This window comes from Pseudomonas sp. BNK-15 (assembly GCF_047456105.1).
In the GTDB taxonomy this organism is placed as follows: Bacteria; Pseudomonadota; Gammaproteobacteria; order Pseudomonadales; family Pseudomonadaceae; genus Aquipseudomonas; species Aquipseudomonas putida_E.
The window spans coordinates 1,408,511-1,424,240 of the sequence record NZ_CP179898.1; the positions used below are offsets into that span (position 1 = coordinate 1,408,511).

Sequence of the window (15,730 nt, forward strand, 5' to 3'; positions counted from 1 at the left end):
TTACTTGCGGATCGGCTTACGCGGGCCCTTACGGGTGCGTGCGTTGGTCTTGGTGCGCTGACCGCGAACCGGCAGACCTTTACGATGACGCAGGCCGCGGTAGCAACCCAGGTCCATCAAGCGCTTGATCTTCATGTTGACGTCACGACGCAGGTCACCTTCGGTGGTGAACTTCGCAACTTCGCCACGCAGGGTTTCGATTTGCTCGTCGCTCAGATCCTTGATCTTAGCGGCTGGATTTACACCAGCATCTGCACAGATCTTCTGTGCAGTTGTGCGACCGACACCATAGATGTAGGTCAGCGAGATAACAGTATGCTTGTTATCTGGAATGTTGACGCCTGCAATACGGGCCATTCAGTGGGACTCCAATTGACAGCTACCTACGCCCCGGAAGCCAAGAAATAGGGCGCGAGATAATATCGCTGTAGAAACGAATAATCAACCCAGCAGCACACTAGCTGCTGGGTTTGAAACGCAGATCACACTCAGCCTTGGCGCTGTTTGTGACGCGGTTCCGAGCTGCAGATCACTCGTACGACGCCTTCGCGACGGATGATCTTGCAGTTGCGGCACAGCTTTTTCACCGATGCACGAACTTTCATTACCGACTCCTCGAACCTTAGGGGCGTATCAGCGCAGCAAACCGCTGCCACCGTAGCCTTTCAGGTTGGCTTTCTTCATCAGGGATTCGTACTGGTGCGAAACGAGGTGCGATTGTACTTGGGACATGAAGTCCATCACAACCACTACCACAATCAGCAACGAGGTCCCGCCAAGGTAGAACGGCACATTTGCTGCCACCACCAGGAACTGGGGCAGAAGGCAGACGGCCATCATGTAAAGAGCACCGAACATGGTCAAACGAGTCAGAACGCCATCAATGTAGCGCGCCGACTGCTCACCAGGACGGATACCCGGAATAAAGGCACCGGACTTCTTCAGGTTTTCCGCTACGTCTTTCGGGTTGAACATCAACGCTGTGTAGAAGAAGCAGAAGAAAATGATCCCTGCACTAAACAGCAGAATGTTCAACGGCTGACCAGGAGCGATCGACTGCGAGATGTCCTGCAGCCAGCCCATACCTTCGGACTGACCGAACCAGGCACCCAGCGAAGCCGGGAACAGCAGAATGCTGCTCGCGAAAATGGCCGGGATAACCCCCGCCATGTTCACTTTAAGCGGCAAGTGGCTGGTCTGCGCTGCAAAGACCTTGCGGCCCTGCTGACGCTTGGCGTAGTGAACGGCGATACGACGCTGACCACGCTCAATGAACACCACGAAACCGATAATCGCTACTGCCAGCAAACCGATAGCGACCAGGGCGAAAATGTTGATATCGCCTGTGCGCGCAGACTCGAAAGACTGCCCGATTGCTCTCGGAAGACCGGCAACGATACCTGCGAAGATCAACATCGAGATACCGTTGCCCACACCGCGCTCGGTGATCTGCTCACCCAGCCACATCATGAACATCGCGCCTGCCACAAACGTGGAAACCGCGACGACATGGAAGCCAAGGCCCGCAGAAAACGCCACGCCCTGGTTGGCCAAGCCAATGGACATGCCAATGGCTTGAACCAGCGCCAGAATAACGGTGCCGTAGCGGGTGTACTGGCTGATCTTGCGACGGCCAGCTTCACCTTCCTTCTTCAACTGCTCCAGTTGCGGGCTGACCGCGGTCATCAGCTGCATGATGATCGATGCCGAGATGTACGGCATGATCCCCAATGCAAAGATGCTCATGCGCTCAAGCGCGCCACCGGAAAACATGTTGAACAAGCTAAGAATGGTCCCCTCATTCTGCCGAAACAGATCCGCCAGACGGTCCGGATTGATGCCTGGAACCGGGATATGCGCACCTATCCGATAGACGATGATCGCCATGAACAGAAAGCGCAGACGAGCCCAGAGTTCCGACATCCCGCCCTTACCGAGCGAAGAGAGAGCACCTTGCTTAGCCATTTATTCCTCGAATTTGCCGCCAGCTGCTTCGATAGCCGCACGCGCACCCTTGGTGGCTGCGATACCCTTGATGGTGACTGCGCGAGTAACTTCGCCAGACAGCATGATTTTCACACGCTGAATGTGCTGGTTGATCACGTTGGCATCCTTCAGGGATTGCACGGAGATCACGTCGCCTTCCACTTTGGCCAGCTCGGACAGACGCACTTCTGCGCGGTCCATGGCCTTCAGGGAAACGAAGCCGAACTTCGGCAGGCGACGGTGCAGCGGCTGTTGACCGCCTTCGAAGCCCGGAGCGATCGAACCACCCGAACGGGAGGTCTGACCTTTGTGGCCACGGCCGCCGGTCTTGCCCAGACCGCTACCGATACCACGACCCGGACGATGCTTTTCGCGACGGGAACCCGGCGCTGGACTCAGATCATTGAGTTTCATCGATTAACCCTCGACGCGCAGCATGTAGTAAGCCTTGTTGATCATCCCGCGGTTCTCGGGAGTATCCTGGACTTCTACAGTGTGACCGATGCGACGCAGACCCAGACCTTTAACGCACAGTTTGTGGTTAGGGATACGGCCCGAGACGCTCTTGATCAGCGTTACTTTTACGGTTGCCATGATCAGAAGATCTCCTCAACGCTCTTGCCGCGCTTGGCAGCAATGGACTCAGGAGATTGCATGGCTTTCAGACCCTTGAAGGTGGCGTAAACCACGTTCACTGGGTTGGTCGAACCGTAGCACTTGGCCAGGACGTTCTGAACACCAGCAACTTCCAGGACAGCACGCATGGCGCCGCCGGCGATGATACCGGTACCTTCCGAAGCAGGCTGCATGTAAACCTTCGAGGCGCCGTGGGCCGCCTTGGTGGCGTACTGCAGGGTGGTGCCCTTCAGGTCAACCTGGATCATGTTGCGACGAGCAGCTTCCATGGCTTTCTGAATCGCGGCAGGTACTTCGCGCGATTTGCCACGGCCGAAGCCGACGCGACCTTTACCATCACCAACCACGGTCAGCGCGGTGAAGGTGAAGATACGGCCGCCTTTAACGGTTTTAGCTACGCGGTTAACTTGAACCAGCTTCTCGATGTAGCCTTCGTCGCGCTTTTGATCGTTATTTGCCATAACTTAGAACTCCAGCCCGCCTTCACGAGCAGCATCAGCCAGCGCTTTGACGCGGCCATGGTACTTGAAGCCGGAACGGTCAAAGGCAACTTGAGATACACCGGCGGCTTTCGCACGCTCAGCTACCAGCTTGCCAACCTTAGTGGCCGCGTCGATGTTGCCAGTGGCGCCATCACGCAGGTCTTTGTCCAAGGTCGAGGCGCTTGCCAAAACCTTGCTGCCGTCGGCCGAAATGACCTGGGCGTAGATGTGCTGCGAGGAGCGGAACACGCACAGGCGCACGACTTCGAGTTCGTGCATCTTGAGACGTGCTTTGCGAGCGCGACGCAGTCGAGTAACTTTTTTGTCGGTCATTTGCTAGGCCCTACTTCTTCTTGGCTTCTTTACGACGGACTACTTCGTCCGCGTAACGCACACCCTTGCCTTTGTAAGGCTCTGGCGGACGGAAGTCGCGGATTTCAGCGGCCACCTGACCTACCAGCTGCTTGTCGATACCCTTGATCAGGATGTCGGTTTGGCTGGGAGTTTCAGCAGTGATACCGGCTGGCAGTTCGTAGTCCACTGGATGCGAGAAGCCCAGAGCCAGGTTCAGGACGGTGCCTTTAGCCTGTGCCTTGTAACCAACACCGACCAGCTGGAGCTTGCGCTCAAAGCCTTGGCTTACGCCCTGGACCATGTTGTTGACCAGAGCACGGGTAGTACCGGCCATGGCGCGAGCTTGCTGATCACCGTTGCGAGCGACGAAACGCAGTTCGCCGGACTCTTCGGTAACTTCAACAGACGAGTGAACGTTCAGTTCGAGAGTGCCTTTGGCACCCTTCACCGAAAGCTGCTGACCGGCGAATTTGACTTCGACACCAGCTGGCAGCTTAACGGGGTTCTTAGCGACGCGAGACATGCCTATCTCCCCTTAGAACACTGTGCACAGAACTTCGCCGCCGACACCGGCAGCGCGCGCAGCGCGGTCAGTCATCACACCTTTGTTGGTGGAGACGATAGACACGCCCAGGCCGCCACGAACTTTCGGCAGGTCTGTGACGGACTTGTACTGGCGCAGGCCAGGACGGCTGGAACGCTTCAGTTCCTCGATGACCGGACGGCCTTCGAAGTACTTGAGTTCGATCGACAGGGACGGCTTGGCCTCACCAGTAACCTGGTAGCCAGCGATGTAACCTTCGTCTTTCAGAACTTTGGCAACCGCGACCTTCAGAGTGGAGGAAGGCATGCTTACGACGGACTTTTCAGCCATCTGGGCATTACGGATGCGAGTTAGCATGTCCGCTAACGGGTCCTGCATACTCATGGGCTAGATGCTCCTGATACAAGAATTATTAGCCTTGCGGCTATCACAACCACCCAAGCAGGCAGGGTAAAAACCCGGGCTCAGGTGAGCCGGTCATTCTAGACACAAGACAGAAACGAAACAAGCCCCATGAAGGGGCTTGTTTGTTGGCGAGAACACCGGCGGTCGGAAGATTACCCCCCTTCCGCCAGGGTCACACCTGCAGCGATTACCAGGAGGCCTTGACCAGACCTGGTACGTCACCGCGCATTGCGGCTTGACGCAGCATGTTACGGCCCAGGCCGAACTTACGGTATACACCGTGAGGACGACCGGTCAGGCGGCAACGGTTGCGCAGACGCGCAGCGCTGGCATCACGTGGCTGCTTCTGCAGAGCGACAACGGCAGCGAAACGCTCTTCAGGAGAGGCGTTCAGGTTGACGATGGTCGCTTTCAGCTCAGCACGCTTTTTGGCGAACTTGGCTACCGTGAGCTGACGCTTCAGCTCGCGGTTTTTCATGCTCTTCTTGGCCATTTTCCTACTCCAATCAGTTGCGGAACGGGAATTTGAATGCACGCAGCAGAGCGCGGCCTTCGTCATCCGAACGAGCAGTGGTGGTCAGGGTGATGTCCAAACCGCGCAGAGCATCGATCTTGTCGTAATCGATTTCCGGGAAGATGATCTGCTCTTTCACGCCCATGCTGTAGTTGCCACGGCCATCGAAGGACTTGGCATTCAGGCCGCGGAAGTCGCGGACCCGAGGCAGGGAGATCGCCAGCAGGCGGTCCAGGAATTCGTACATCTTTTCGCGACGCAGGGTCACCTTGACACCGATCGGCCATCCTTCACGGACTTTGAAGCCCGCGATGGATTTACGAGCGAAAGTCACAACCGGCTTTTGACCGGTGATCTTTTCCAGGTCGGCAACAGCGTGCTCGATGACTTTCTTGTCGCCGATCGCTTCGCCCAGGCCCATGTTCAGGGTGATCTTGGTAACGCGCGGAACTTCCATCACGTTCGACAGCTTAAGTTCTTCCTTAAGCTTAGGAGCGATTTCGTTCCGGTAAATCTCTTTCAGTCGTGCCATGGTCTTCTACCTAGCAGTGTTCAAGCATCAACCGCTTTTTGGGTCGACTTGAAGACACGAATTTTCTTACCGTCTTCTACTTTGAAACCAACGCGGTCAGCCTTGTTGGTTTCGCCATTGAAGATGGCAACGTTGGAAGCGTGCAGAGGCGCTTCTTTTTCGACGATACCGCCCTGAACGCCCGCCATCGGGTTAGGCTTGGTATGACGCTTGACCAGGTTCACACCACCGATGACCAGACGGTCGTCAGCGAGAACCTTCAGCACCTTACCGCGCTTACCTTTGTCTTTGCCGGCGATCACGATGATCTCGTCGTCACGACGAATCTTTTGCATGTCGGATCTCCTTACAGCACTTCAGGGGCGAGCGAGACGATCTTCATGAACTTCTCAGTACGAAGTTCACGGGTCACTGGCCCGAAGATGCGAGTGCCGATCGGCTCTTGCTTGGTGTTCAGCAGAACAGCAGCGTTGCCGTCGAAACGAATGATGGAACCGTCAGCGCGACGTACACCGTGACGGGTACGGACGACAACAGCGGTCATCACCTGGCCTTTTTTGACCTTACCGCGCGGAATTGCTTCCTTGACGGTTACTTTGATGATGTCACCGATGCCGGCGTAACGGCGGTGCGAACCGCCGAGCACCTTGATGCACATGACGCGACGAGCGCCGCTGTTATCGGCCACATCGAGCATGGATTGAGTCTGAATCATAAAATTTCTCCGACCCCTAGCCCTTAGACTTCAACAGCGCGTTCGAGGACTTCAACCAGTGCCCAGGACTTGGTCTTGGCCAGCGGACGGGTTTCACGGATGGAAACCTTGTCGCCGATTTTGCACTGGTTGGATTCGTCGTGCGCGTGCAGCTTAGTCGAACGCTTAACGTATTTACCGTAGATCGGGTGCTTGACGCGACGCTCGATCAGAACGGTGATGGTCTTGTCCATTTTGTCGCTGACGACACGGCCAGTCAGCGTACGGACGGTTTTTTCAGCTTCAGCCATGATCACTTACCTGCCTGCTGGTTAAGCACAGTTTTCACGCGAGCGATGTCACGCTTAACTTGCGAGAGCAGGTGCGACTGCCCCAACTGGCCAGTTGCCTTCTGCATACGCAGATTGAACTGGTCGCGCAGCAAGCCGAGCAGTTGCTCATTCAGTTGCTGTGCAGATTTTTCACGAAGTTCATTCGCTTTCATCACATCACCGTCCGCTTAACAAAGGAGGTGGCGAGAGGCAGCTTTGCAGCAGCCAGGGCGAAAGCTTCGCGCGCCAGCTCTTCAGAAACACCCTCGATCTCGTACAGGACTTTGCCTGGCTGGATCTGGGCAACCCAGTATTCCACGGAACCCTTACCTTTACCCATACGAACCTCGAGAGGCTTCTTGGAGATCGGCTTGTCCGGGAAGACACGGATCCAGATCTTGCCGCCACGCTTAACGTGACGGGTCAGAGCACGACGTGCCGACTCGATCTGGCGGGCGGTGAGGCGACCGCGAGCAACAGCTTTCAGGGCGAATTCGCCGAAGCTGACTTTGCTACCGCGCAGTGCCAGACCACGGTTGTGGCCGGTCATCTGCTTGCGGAATTTTGTACGCTTTGGTTGCAACATTTGGCGTACCCCTTACTTAGCAGCTTTTTTACGAGGCGCTGGTGCTTGTGGTTTCAGTTCTTCTTGGCGACCACCAATAACTTCGCCTTTGAAGATCCAAACCTTCACACCGATCACACCGTAAGTGGTGTGAGCTTCGTAGGTGTTGTAGTCGATATCGGCACGCAGGGTGTGCAGAGGCACACGACCTTCGCGATACCACTCGGTACGAGCAATCTCAGCACCGCCGAGACGACCGCTCACCTGGATCTTGATGCCCTTGGCACCAATACGCATGGCGTTCTGTACGGCGCGCTTCATGGCGCGACGGAACATTACGCGGCGTTCCAGCTGCTGAGCTACGCTCTGCGCAACCAGCATAGCGTCGAGTTCCGGCTTGCGGATCTCTTCGATGTTGATGTGCACAGGCACACCCATCTGCTTGGTCAGGTCCTGACGCAGCTTCTCGACATCCTCACCTTTCTTACCGATAACGATACCGGGACGAGCGGTGTGGATGGTGATGCGTGCAGTTTGAGCCGGACGATGAATATCGATACGGCTTACGGACGCGCTTTTTAGTTTGTCTTGGAGGTACTCACGCGTTTTCAGATCCTTCAAGAGGTAATCTGCGTAAGTAGCACCGTCTGCGTACCAGACGGAGGTGTGCTCCTTGACGATTCCCAGGCGAATGCCAGTGGGATGTACTTTCTGACCCATCTGATCGACTCCGTTACTTGTCCGCAACCTTGACAGTGATATGGCAAGACCGCTTGACGATGCGATCAGCACGGCCTTTGGCACGTGGCATGATGCGCTTCAGCGAACGCCCTTCGTTGACGAAGACGGTGGAGACCTTCAGGTCATCAACGTCTGCGCCTTCGTTGTGTTCGGCGTTGGCAACGGCCGACTCGAGGACTTTCTTCATGATTTCAGCGGCTTTTTTGCTGCTGAAGGCCAACAGGTTGAGCGCTTCGCCCACCTTCTTCCCGCGGATCTGGTCGGCGACCAAGCGGGCTTTCTGGGCGGAGATGCGAGCGCCCGACAACTTAGCGGCTACTTCCATTTCCTTACCCCTTAACGCTTGGCTTTCTTGTCAGCCACGTGCCCGCGATAGGTGCGGGTACCGGCGAACTCGCCCAGTTTGTGGCCGACCATGTCTTCGTTCACGAGAACTGGAACATGCTGGCGACCGTTGTGAACCGCGATGGTCAGACCGACCATTTGTGGCAGGATCATCGAACGACGCGACCAGGTTTTAACTGGCTTGCGATCATTCTTCTCCACCGCCACTTCGACCTTCTTCAGCAGGTGAAGATCGATAAAAGGACCTTTTTTCAGAGAACGTGGCACTGTCGTATCCCTCTAGTTACTTGCGACGACGGACGATCATGTTGTCGGTACGCTTATTACCACGGGTTTTAGCACCCTTGGTTGGGAAGCCCCATGGCGATACCGGATGACGACCACCGGAGGTACGACCTTCACCACCACCATGTGGGTGGTCAACCGGGTTCATGGCAACACCACGAACGGTTGGGCGAACGCCGCGCCAGCGTTTGGCACCAGCTTTACCCAGCGAGCGCAGGCTGTGCTCGGAGTTCGAGACTTCGCCCAGGGTCGCACGGCACTCAGCCAGTACTTTACGCATCTCACCGGAACGCAGACGCAGAGTCACGTAGACGCCTTCACGAGCGATCAGCTGAGCCGAAGCACCAGCGGAACGAGCGATCTGAGCACCTTTACCCGGCTTCAGTTCGATGCCGTGAATGGTGCTACCTACTGGGATGTTGCGCAGCTGCAGGGAGTTACCGGCCTTGATTGGGGCCAGAGCACCTGCGATCAGCTGGTCGCCAGCACTTACGCCTTTAGGGGCGATGATGTAGCGACGCTCACCGTCTGCGTAGCACAGCAGGGCGATGTGAGCAGTACGGTTTGGATCGTATTCGATACGCTCGACAGTGGCTGGGATGCCATCTTTGTCGTTGCGACGGAAGTCGACCAGACGATAATGCTGCTTATGACCACCACCAACGTGACGAGTGGTGATGCGGCCATTGTTGTTACGACCACCAGACTTCGATTTCTTCTCGAGCAGCGGTGCGTGAGGAGCGCCTTTATGCAGCTCCTGGTTGACCACCTTGACCACGAAACGGCGGCCAGGGGAAGTCGGTTTGCATTTAACGATTGCCATGATGCACCCCTTCCTTACTCAGCACTGCTGCTGAAATCGAGATCTTGGCCTGGCTGAAGGGAGACGATCGCCTTCTTCCAGTCATTACGCTTGCCCAGACCACGTGCGGTACGCTTGGTTTTACCCAGAACGTTAACAGTCGACACGTTTTCAACTTTTACGTTGAACAGGCCTTCGACAGCTTTCTTGATTTCCAGCTTGGTTGCGTCAGTAGCAACCTTGAATACGAACTGGCCTTTTTTCTCAGCCAGAACGGTAGCCTTCTCGGAAACGTGCGGGCCAAGGAGGACTTTGAATACGCGTTCCTGGTTCATCCCAGCAGCTCCTCGAATTTCTTCACGGCCGAGACAGTGATCAACACTTTCTCGTATGCGATCAGACTGACCGGGTCGGAACCTTGAACGTCACGTACATCGACGTGCGGCAGGTTACGAGCAGCCAGGTACAGGTTCTGATCAACAGCGTCCGAAACGATCAGAACGTCGCTCAGACCCATGCCGTTCAGCTTGTTCAGCAGATCTTTGGTTTTCGGTGCTTCAACAGCGAAGTCCTGAACCACGACCAGACGGTCGCTACGCACCAGCTCAGCGAGGATGGAGCGCAGAGCTGCGCGGTACATCTTCTTGTTGAGCTTCTGCGAGTGATCCTGAGGACGAGCTGCGAAGGTTACACCACCGCCACGCCAGATCGGACCACGAGTGGTACCAGCACGAGCACGGCCAGTACCCTTCTGACGCCATGGGCGCTTACCGCCACCAGCCACGTCGGAACGGGTCTTTTGCTGCTTGGTGCCCTGACGGCCGCCGGCCATGTAGGCCACGACTGCTTGGTGTACCAGCGTCTCGTTGAATTCGCCACCGAAAGTCAGTTCGGAAACTTCGATCGCCTGAGCGTCATTTACATTAAGTTGCATGTCAGTTTCCCCTTAACCGCGAGCCTTGACAGCCGGACGTACAACCACGTCGCCGCCAGTAGCGCCAGGAACGGCACCCTTGACCAGCAGCAGGTTGCGCTCAGCGTCTACGCGAACTACTTCCAGGGACTGAACAGTCACGCGCTCGGCGCCCATGTGACCGGACATTTTCTTGCCCTTGAACACACGACCAGGAGTCTGGCACTGGCCGATGGAGCCTGGGACACGGTGCGACACGGAGTTACCGTGGGTGTTGTCCTGGCCACGGAAGTTCCAGCGCTTGATGGTACCGGCAAAGCCTTTACCTTTGGACTGACCAGTAACGTCTACCAGCTGGCCTGCAGTGAAGAGTTCAGCTTTGATCGAGTCGCCAGCCTGGAACTCGCCTTCTTCAAGGCGGAACTCCCAGACACCGCGACCAGCGGCAACGTTGGCCTTGGCGAAGTGACCTGCCTGAGCGGCAGTCACACGCGAAGCACGACGCTCGCCGACAGTGACTTGCACTGCACGGTAGCCATCGGTTTCTTCAGTTTTGAACTGGGTGACGCGATTCGGCTCGATCTCAATGACCGTGACCGGAATGGAGACACCTTCTTCGGTGAAAATGCGGGTCATACCGCACTTGCGACCGACTACACCAATAGTCATGTTGTAAACCTCATGAGTGTACGGGGCTTTCACCCGCTATGGCCGCCCATTTCAGAGCGTTACACGACAAGACCGAAGTCTTAGCCGAGGCTGATCTGCACTTCCACACCTGCCGCCAGATCAAGCTTCATCAGCGCGTCAACGGTTTTATCCGTCGGCTGGACGATGTCCAGAACACGCTTATGAGTGCGGATCTCGTACTGGTCACGCGCGTCTTTGTTGACGTGCGGGGAGACCAGAACGGTGAAACGCTCTTTGCGGGTAGGCAGTGGAATTGGACCACGCACTTGTGCACCAGTACGTTTCGCGGTTTCCACGATTTCCTGGGTGGATTGGTCGATCAGGCGATGGTCGAAAGCCTTCAACCTGATTCGGATTTGCTGATTTTGCATTGGATTTCAGACTCCAGGCTGTTCCCAACGGACGCACTACGCCCGCTAAAAGGAGGCGTGATTCTATAGACGCCCCTATTTAGTGTCAACCCAATAAAAAAAACCCCCGCTGAGCGGGGGCTTTTTTCAATCGGTCGAGTGATTACTCGATGATTTTGGCTACGACGCCGGCGCCGACGGTACGACCGCCTTCACGGATAGCGAAGCGCAGACCGTCTTCCATTGCGATGGTCTTGATCAGGGTAACAGTCATCTGAATGTTGTCACCTGGCATTACCATTTCAACGCCTTCCGGCAGTTCGCAGTTACCGGTCACGTCAGTGGTACGGAAGTAGAACTGAGGACGGTAGCCTTTGAAGAACGGAGTGTGACGGCCGCCTTCTTCCTTCGACAGAACGTAGACTTCTGCGGTGAACTTGGTGTGCGGCTTGACCGAACCTGGCTTGACCAGAACCTGGCCACGCTCAACGTCATCACGCTTGGTACCACGCAGCAGAACGCCGCAGTTCTCGCCAGCACGACCTTCGTCCAGCAGCTTGCGGAACATCTCAACACCGGTGCAGGTGGTGGTGGTGGTGTCACGCAGACCAACGATTTCCAGCGGATCCTGAACGCGGACGATACCACGCTCGATACGACCGGTAACAACGGTACCACGACCCGAGATCGAGAATACGTCTTCGATCGGCATCAGGAACGGCTGGTCGATGGCACGAACTGGCTCAGGAATGTAGCTGTCCAGAGTTTCTACCAGCTTCTTGACAGCGGTAGTGCCCATTTCGTTGTCGTCTTTGCCTTCCAGGGCCATACGAGCAGAACCGATGATGATCGGAGTGTCGTCGCCTGGGAAGTCGTAGGTGGACAGCAGGTCGCGAACTTCCATCTCGACCAGTTCCAGCAGCTCGGCGTCGTCTACCAGGTCAGCCTTGTTCAGGAAGACCACGATGTACGGAACGCCAACCTGACGGGACAGCAGGATGTGCTCACGGGTTTGTGGCATCGGACCATCGGCGGCCGAGCAAACCAGGATCGCGCCGTCCATCTGGGCAGCACCGGTGATCATGTTCTTCACGTAGTCAGCGTGACCTGGGCAGTCAACGTGAGCGTAGTGACGAATGGTCGAGTTGTACTCAACGTGAGCGGTGTTGATGGTGATACCGCGCGCTTTTTCTTCCGGAGCCGAGTCGATCTTGTCGAACTCAACGATTGCCGAACCGAAAACTTCGGAGCAAACGCGAGTCAGAGCTGCGGTCAGAGTGGTCTTACCGTGGTCAACGTGGCCGATGGTGCCAACGTTAACGTGCGGAAGGGAACGATCAAATTTTTCTTTAGCCACGACAGTGAACCTCTTGCCTAAAGGGGATTAGCCTTGTTTTTTAACGAGTGCTTCGACGATGTTCGACGGAGCTTCGGCGTATTTGGAGAATTCCATGGAGTAGCTTGCGCGACCCTGAGACATGGAACGAACGTCGGTCGCATAACCGAACATTTCTCCGAGCGGTACTTCAGCACGGACGACGCGGCCGGAGACCGACTCATCCATACCCTGGACCAGACCACGACGACGGTTCAGGTCACCCATCACGTCACCCAGGTAGTCTTCCGGGGTTACAACTTCGACCTTCATGATCGGCTCGAGGACCACGCCACCGCCCTTCTGGGCCAGCTGCTTGGTTGCCATCGAAGCAGCGATCTTGAACGCCATTTCGTTGGAGTCGACGTCGTGGTACGAACCGTCGAATACCGTGGCCTTCAGGCCGATCAGAGGATAACCGGCAACGACGCCGTTTTTCATCTGCTCTTCGATACCCTTCTGGATCGGGGCGATGAATTCCTTAGGAATCACACCACCAACGACTTCGTTGGAGAACACCAGACCTTCGGTGATGTTGCCTTTCTCGTCCTGATCTGGCTCCGAGAAACGGATCCAGCAGTGACCGAACTGACCACGACCACCCGACTGACGAACGAACTTGCCTTCGATCTCAACGCCGGACTTGGTGATCTTCTCGCGGTACGAAACCTGCGGCTTACCGATGTTGGCTTCGACGTTGAACTCGCGCTTCATGCGGTCAACGAGGATGTCCAGGTGCAGCTCACCCATGCCCGAGATGATGGTCTGGCCAGTCTCTTCGTCGGTCTTGACGCGGAACGACGGGTCTTCCTGGGCCAGCTTGCCCAGAGCAATACCCATCTTCTCCTGGTCAGCCTTGGTTTTCGGCTCGACGGAGAGCGAAATGACCGGCTCAGGGAAGTCCATACGCTCAAGAATGATTGGCTTGTCGGCGTTGCACAGGGTTTCGCCCGTGGTCACGTCCTTCATGCCGATCAGTGCCGCGATGTCGCCAGCGCGCACTTCCTTGATCTCTTCACGCTGGTTGGCGTGCATCTGCACCATACGACCAACGCGCTCTTTCTTGCCCTTGACCGAGTTGATGACCGAGTCACCGGAGCTCAGAACGCCGGAGTAGACGCGAACGAAGGTCAGAGTACCAACGAACGGGTCGGTCGCGATCTTGAACGCCAGAGCAGAGAACGGCTCGTTGTCGTCGGCGTGACGCTCGTCTTTACGAACAGCCGGATCGTCTTTGTCCAGGTCCTTGTCGTCCGGGTTGATACCCTGGATTGCAGGGATCTCGGTCGGAGCAGGCAGGTAGTCGATGACGGCGTCGAGAACCAGGGGAACGCCCTTGTTCTTGAACGACGAACCGCAGACAGCCGGTACGATTTCGCTGGCCAGGGTGCGCGCGCGCAGACCGGCTTTGATCTCTTCGACGGTCAGCTCTTCGCCTTCCAGGTACTTGTTCATCAGCTCTTCGCTGGACTCGGCAGCAGCTTCAACCATGTTGGAGCGCCACTCTTGAGCCAGCTCCAGCATATCGGCAGGAATTTCTTCCTCGCGATAAGTGGTGCCTTTGTCGTCGTCGTTCCAGTAGATAGCCTTCATCTTGATCAGGTCGACCTGACCCTGGAAGTTATCTTCCGAACCGATGGCCAGCTGAACAGGAACCGGGGTGTGACCCAGACGGTTCTTGATCTGACCTACGACGCGCAGGAAGTTTGCACCGGCACGGTCCATCTTGTTCACGTAAACAACACGTGGAACGCCGTACTTGTTGGCCTGACGCCATACGGTTTCGGACTGAGGCTCAACGCCGGAGGTACCGCAGAACACAACGACCGCGCCGTCGAGTACACGCAGCGAACGCTCTACTTCAATGGTGAAGTCAACGTGGCCAGGGGTATCGATGACGTTTACACGGTAGTTGTCGTACTGACCAACGGAACCCTTCCAGAAGGTGGTAACGGCAGCGGAGGTAATGGTGATACCGCGCTCCTGCTCCTGCACCATCCAGTCGGTGGTCGCGGCGCCGTCGTGCACCTCGCCCATCTTGTGGCTCAGACCTGTGTAGAACAGGATCCGCTCGGTAGTGGTAGTCTTGCCCGCGTCAACGTGAGCACAGATACCGATGTTACGGTAGCGGTTAATTGCTGTAGTACGAGCCATAAAGCCCTCGCAAAAATGTTGATGCTTGAATTAGAAGCGGTAGTGCGAGAACGCTTTGTTGGCTTCAGCCATACGGTGCACGTCTTCACGCTTCTTGACTGCAGCACCCTTGCCTTCGGCAGCATCCAGCAGCTCGCCAGCCAGGCGCAGAGCCATCGACTTCTCGCCGCGCTTGCGGGCGTAGTCTACGAGCCAGCGCATTGCCAGAGCGTTACGACGGGATGGACGAACTTCAACCGGAACCTGGTAAGTGGCACCGCCGACACGACGGGACTTTACTTCGACCAGCGGAGCGATGGCGTCGAGAGCTTTCTCGAAGATTTCCAGGGGGTCGCTGTTCTTGCGTGCTTTGACGGTATCCAGGGCACCGTAAACGATGCGCTCGGCTACGGCCTTCTTGCCGCTTTCCATCACGTGGTTCATGAACTTGGCGAGGATCTGGGATCCGTACTTCGGATCGTCAAGGATCTCACGTTTTGCTGCTACACGACGTCTTGGCATGATAAGCCCTCAAACGGTCTTCAGGTTAGCCCGGGACGTGGGTCTTCGACCCCTGCCCGACCTTACTCTTATCGACTCAAAAAAATGGATGTCTGCAAACGGCCGATTACTTCGGACGCTTGGTACCGTACTTCGAACGACCCTGGTTACGGCCTTTGACGCCCGAAGTATCCAGAGAGCCGCGAACGGTGTGGTAACGAACACCTGGCAAGTCTTTTACACGGCCGCCACGGATCAGGACGACGCTGTGCTCTTGCAGGTTGTGGCCTTCACCGCCGATGTACGAGGAAACCTCGAAACCGTTGGTCAGACGCACACGGCATACTTTACGCAGTGCCGAGTTAGGTTTTTTCGGCGTGGTGGTGTACACGCGGGTGCACACGCCACGACGTTGCGGGCAGTTCTGCAGCGCAGGAACGTCGGACTTTTCGACCGAACGCTTACGCGGCTGACGTACCAGCTGGTTGATAGTTGCCATCTACTAGCTCCACTGATTGTCTTGCGACTCTATTGTCTTGCAAGAAAGCCAA

Annotated in this window: 28 protein-coding genes; all 28 read right to left on the reverse strand. The window is 56.4% G+C overall.

Annotated features, from left to right (window positions below):
• Entirely contained in the window at positions 1-357 is a 357-nt protein-coding gene (gene rpsM / locus ACMGF5_RS06370; RefSeq protein ID WP_012316515.1) for a 30S ribosomal protein S13, read from the reverse strand.
• Between the two features lie 131 nt (positions 358-488).
• Positions 489-605, reverse strand: coding sequence for a 50S ribosomal protein L36 (gene rpmJ, locus ACMGF5_RS06375; RefSeq protein ID WP_046788135.1), 117 nt, complete (start codon positions 603-605; stop codon positions 489-491).
• A 28-nt stretch (positions 606-633) separates the two neighbouring features.
• Positions 634-1,965 (reverse strand): preprotein translocase subunit SecY, encoded by a 1,332-nt coding sequence (gene secY / locus ACMGF5_RS06380; protein ID WP_003255459.1) that lies wholly within the window; start codon positions 1,963-1,965, stop codon positions 634-636.
• Positions 1,966-2,400: a 50S ribosomal protein L15 gene (rplO, locus tag ACMGF5_RS06385; protein ID WP_003255461.1), complete on the reverse strand. Its 435-nt coding sequence runs from the start codon at positions 2,398-2,400 to the stop codon at positions 1,966-1,968. It lies immediately after the preceding gene.
• Between the two features lie 3 nt (positions 2,401-2,403).
• Entirely contained in the window at positions 2,404-2,580 is a 177-nt protein-coding gene (gene rpmD, locus ACMGF5_RS06390; RefSeq protein WP_008089798.1) for a 50S ribosomal protein L30, read from the reverse strand.
• 2 nt (positions 2,581-2,582) lie between these two features.
• Complete coding sequence (gene rpsE, locus ACMGF5_RS06395) at positions 2,583-3,083, reverse strand: 30S ribosomal protein S5 (protein ID WP_003255465.1); 501 nt, start codon at positions 3,081-3,083, stop codon at positions 2,583-2,585.
• A gap of 3 nt (positions 3,084-3,086) precedes the next feature.
• The gene (rplR, locus tag ACMGF5_RS06400) at positions 3,087-3,437 is read right to left on the reverse strand and encodes a 50S ribosomal protein L18 (protein WP_008089801.1); all 351 of its coding nucleotides are present in this window, start codon (positions 3,435-3,437) and stop codon (positions 3,087-3,089) included.
• A 10-nt stretch (positions 3,438-3,447) separates the two neighbouring features.
• Positions 3,448-3,981 carry a 50S ribosomal protein L6 gene (gene rplF / locus ACMGF5_RS06405; protein ID WP_009681972.1) on the reverse strand — a complete coding sequence of 178 codons (534 nt, stop codon included), beginning with the start codon at positions 3,979-3,981 and terminating at the stop codon, positions 3,448-3,450.
• Between the two features lie 12 nt (positions 3,982-3,993).
• The gene (gene rpsH / locus ACMGF5_RS06410) at positions 3,994-4,386 is read right to left on the reverse strand and encodes a 30S ribosomal protein S8 (RefSeq protein ID WP_008089805.1); all 393 of its coding nucleotides are present in this window, start codon (positions 4,384-4,386) and stop codon (positions 3,994-3,996) included.
• A gap of 208 nt (positions 4,387-4,594) precedes the next feature.
• Positions 4,595-4,900, reverse strand: a complete 306-nt coding sequence (gene rpsN, locus ACMGF5_RS06415; RefSeq protein WP_012316516.1) for a 30S ribosomal protein S14 — start codon at positions 4,898-4,900, stop codon at positions 4,595-4,597.
• 13 nt (positions 4,901-4,913) lie between these two features.
• Entirely contained in the window at positions 4,914-5,453 is a 540-nt protein-coding gene (rplE, locus tag ACMGF5_RS06420) for a 50S ribosomal protein L5 (RefSeq protein ID WP_012316517.1), read from the reverse strand.
• A 20-nt stretch (positions 5,454-5,473) separates the two neighbouring features.
• Positions 5,474-5,788, reverse strand: coding sequence for a 50S ribosomal protein L24 (rplX, locus tag ACMGF5_RS06425; protein ID WP_003255476.1), 315 nt, complete (start codon positions 5,786-5,788; stop codon positions 5,474-5,476).
• Positions 5,789-5,799: 11 nt separating this feature from the next.
• Complete coding sequence (rplN, locus tag ACMGF5_RS06430; RefSeq protein ID WP_008089810.1) at positions 5,800-6,168, reverse strand: 50S ribosomal protein L14; 369 nt, start codon at positions 6,166-6,168, stop codon at positions 5,800-5,802.
• 23 nt (positions 6,169-6,191) lie between these two features.
• On the reverse strand, positions 6,192-6,458 hold the full coding sequence (rpsQ, locus tag ACMGF5_RS06435) for a 30S ribosomal protein S17 (protein ID WP_008089812.1): 267 nt from the start codon (positions 6,456-6,458) through the stop codon (positions 6,192-6,194).
• Positions 6,459-6,460: 2 nt separating this feature from the next.
• Complete coding sequence (gene rpmC, locus ACMGF5_RS06440) at positions 6,461-6,652, reverse strand: 50S ribosomal protein L29 (RefSeq protein WP_002555481.1); 192 nt, start codon at positions 6,650-6,652, stop codon at positions 6,461-6,463.
• Positions 6,652-7,065, reverse strand: a complete 414-nt coding sequence (rplP, locus tag ACMGF5_RS06445; protein WP_003255479.1) for a 50S ribosomal protein L16 — start codon at positions 7,063-7,065, stop codon at positions 6,652-6,654. Before rplP ends, rpmC begins: the two co-directional genes overlap by 1 nt.
• Positions 7,066-7,077: 12 nt before the next feature.
• Positions 7,078-7,764 carry a 30S ribosomal protein S3 gene (gene rpsC, locus ACMGF5_RS06450; RefSeq protein ID WP_003255481.1) on the reverse strand — a complete coding sequence of 229 codons (687 nt, stop codon included), beginning with the start codon at positions 7,762-7,764 and terminating at the stop codon, positions 7,078-7,080.
• Positions 7,765-7,777: 13 nt separating this feature from the next.
• Positions 7,778-8,110 carry a 50S ribosomal protein L22 gene (rplV, locus tag ACMGF5_RS06455; protein ID WP_003103908.1) on the reverse strand — a complete coding sequence of 111 codons (333 nt, stop codon included), beginning with the start codon at positions 8,108-8,110 and terminating at the stop codon, positions 7,778-7,780.
• Positions 8,111-8,121: 11 nt separating this feature from the next.
• Complete coding sequence (gene rpsS, locus ACMGF5_RS06460) at positions 8,122-8,397, reverse strand: 30S ribosomal protein S19 (protein WP_003255482.1); 276 nt, start codon at positions 8,395-8,397, stop codon at positions 8,122-8,124.
• A gap of 16 nt (positions 8,398-8,413) precedes the next feature.
• Positions 8,414-9,238 carry a 50S ribosomal protein L2 gene (gene rplB, locus ACMGF5_RS06465; protein WP_012316518.1) on the reverse strand — a complete coding sequence of 275 codons (825 nt, stop codon included), beginning with the start codon at positions 9,236-9,238 and terminating at the stop codon, positions 8,414-8,416.
• A 14-nt stretch (positions 9,239-9,252) separates the two neighbouring features.
• A complete protein-coding gene (gene rplW, locus ACMGF5_RS06470; protein ID WP_003255484.1) occupies positions 9,253-9,552 on the reverse strand; it encodes a 50S ribosomal protein L23 in 300 nt (99 codons plus the stop codon).
• Positions 9,549-10,151, reverse strand: a complete 603-nt coding sequence (gene rplD, locus ACMGF5_RS06475; RefSeq protein ID WP_003255485.1) for a 50S ribosomal protein L4 — start codon at positions 10,149-10,151, stop codon at positions 9,549-9,551. Before rplD ends, rplW begins: the two co-directional genes overlap by 4 nt.
• A 12-nt stretch (positions 10,152-10,163) precedes the next feature.
• Complete coding sequence (rplC, locus tag ACMGF5_RS06480) at positions 10,164-10,799, reverse strand: 50S ribosomal protein L3 (RefSeq protein WP_012316519.1); 636 nt, start codon at positions 10,797-10,799, stop codon at positions 10,164-10,166.
• Between the two features lie 80 nt (positions 10,800-10,879).
• Positions 10,880-11,191, reverse strand: coding sequence for a 30S ribosomal protein S10 (gene rpsJ / locus ACMGF5_RS06485; protein ID WP_003186070.1), 312 nt, complete (start codon positions 11,189-11,191; stop codon positions 10,880-10,882).
• 142 nt (positions 11,192-11,333) lie between these two features.
• A complete protein-coding gene (gene tuf / locus ACMGF5_RS06490; protein ID WP_003255489.1) occupies positions 11,334-12,527 on the reverse strand; it encodes an elongation factor Tu in 1,194 nt (397 codons plus the stop codon).
• Positions 12,528-12,554: 27 nt separating this feature from the next.
• Positions 12,555-14,699 (reverse strand): elongation factor G, encoded by a 2,145-nt coding sequence (gene fusA / locus ACMGF5_RS06495; RefSeq protein WP_046788136.1) that lies wholly within the window; start codon positions 14,697-14,699, stop codon positions 12,555-12,557.
• A gap of 30 nt (positions 14,700-14,729) precedes the next feature.
• Positions 14,730-15,200, reverse strand: a complete 471-nt coding sequence (rpsG, locus tag ACMGF5_RS06500) for a 30S ribosomal protein S7 (protein WP_003246741.1) — start codon at positions 15,198-15,200, stop codon at positions 14,730-14,732.
• Positions 15,201-15,306: 106 nt separating this feature from the next.
• Positions 15,307-15,678 carry a 30S ribosomal protein S12 gene (gene rpsL, locus ACMGF5_RS06505; protein ID WP_003255492.1) on the reverse strand — a complete coding sequence of 124 codons (372 nt, stop codon included), beginning with the start codon at positions 15,676-15,678 and terminating at the stop codon, positions 15,307-15,309.
• Between the last annotated feature and the right edge of the window lie 52 nt (positions 15,679-15,730).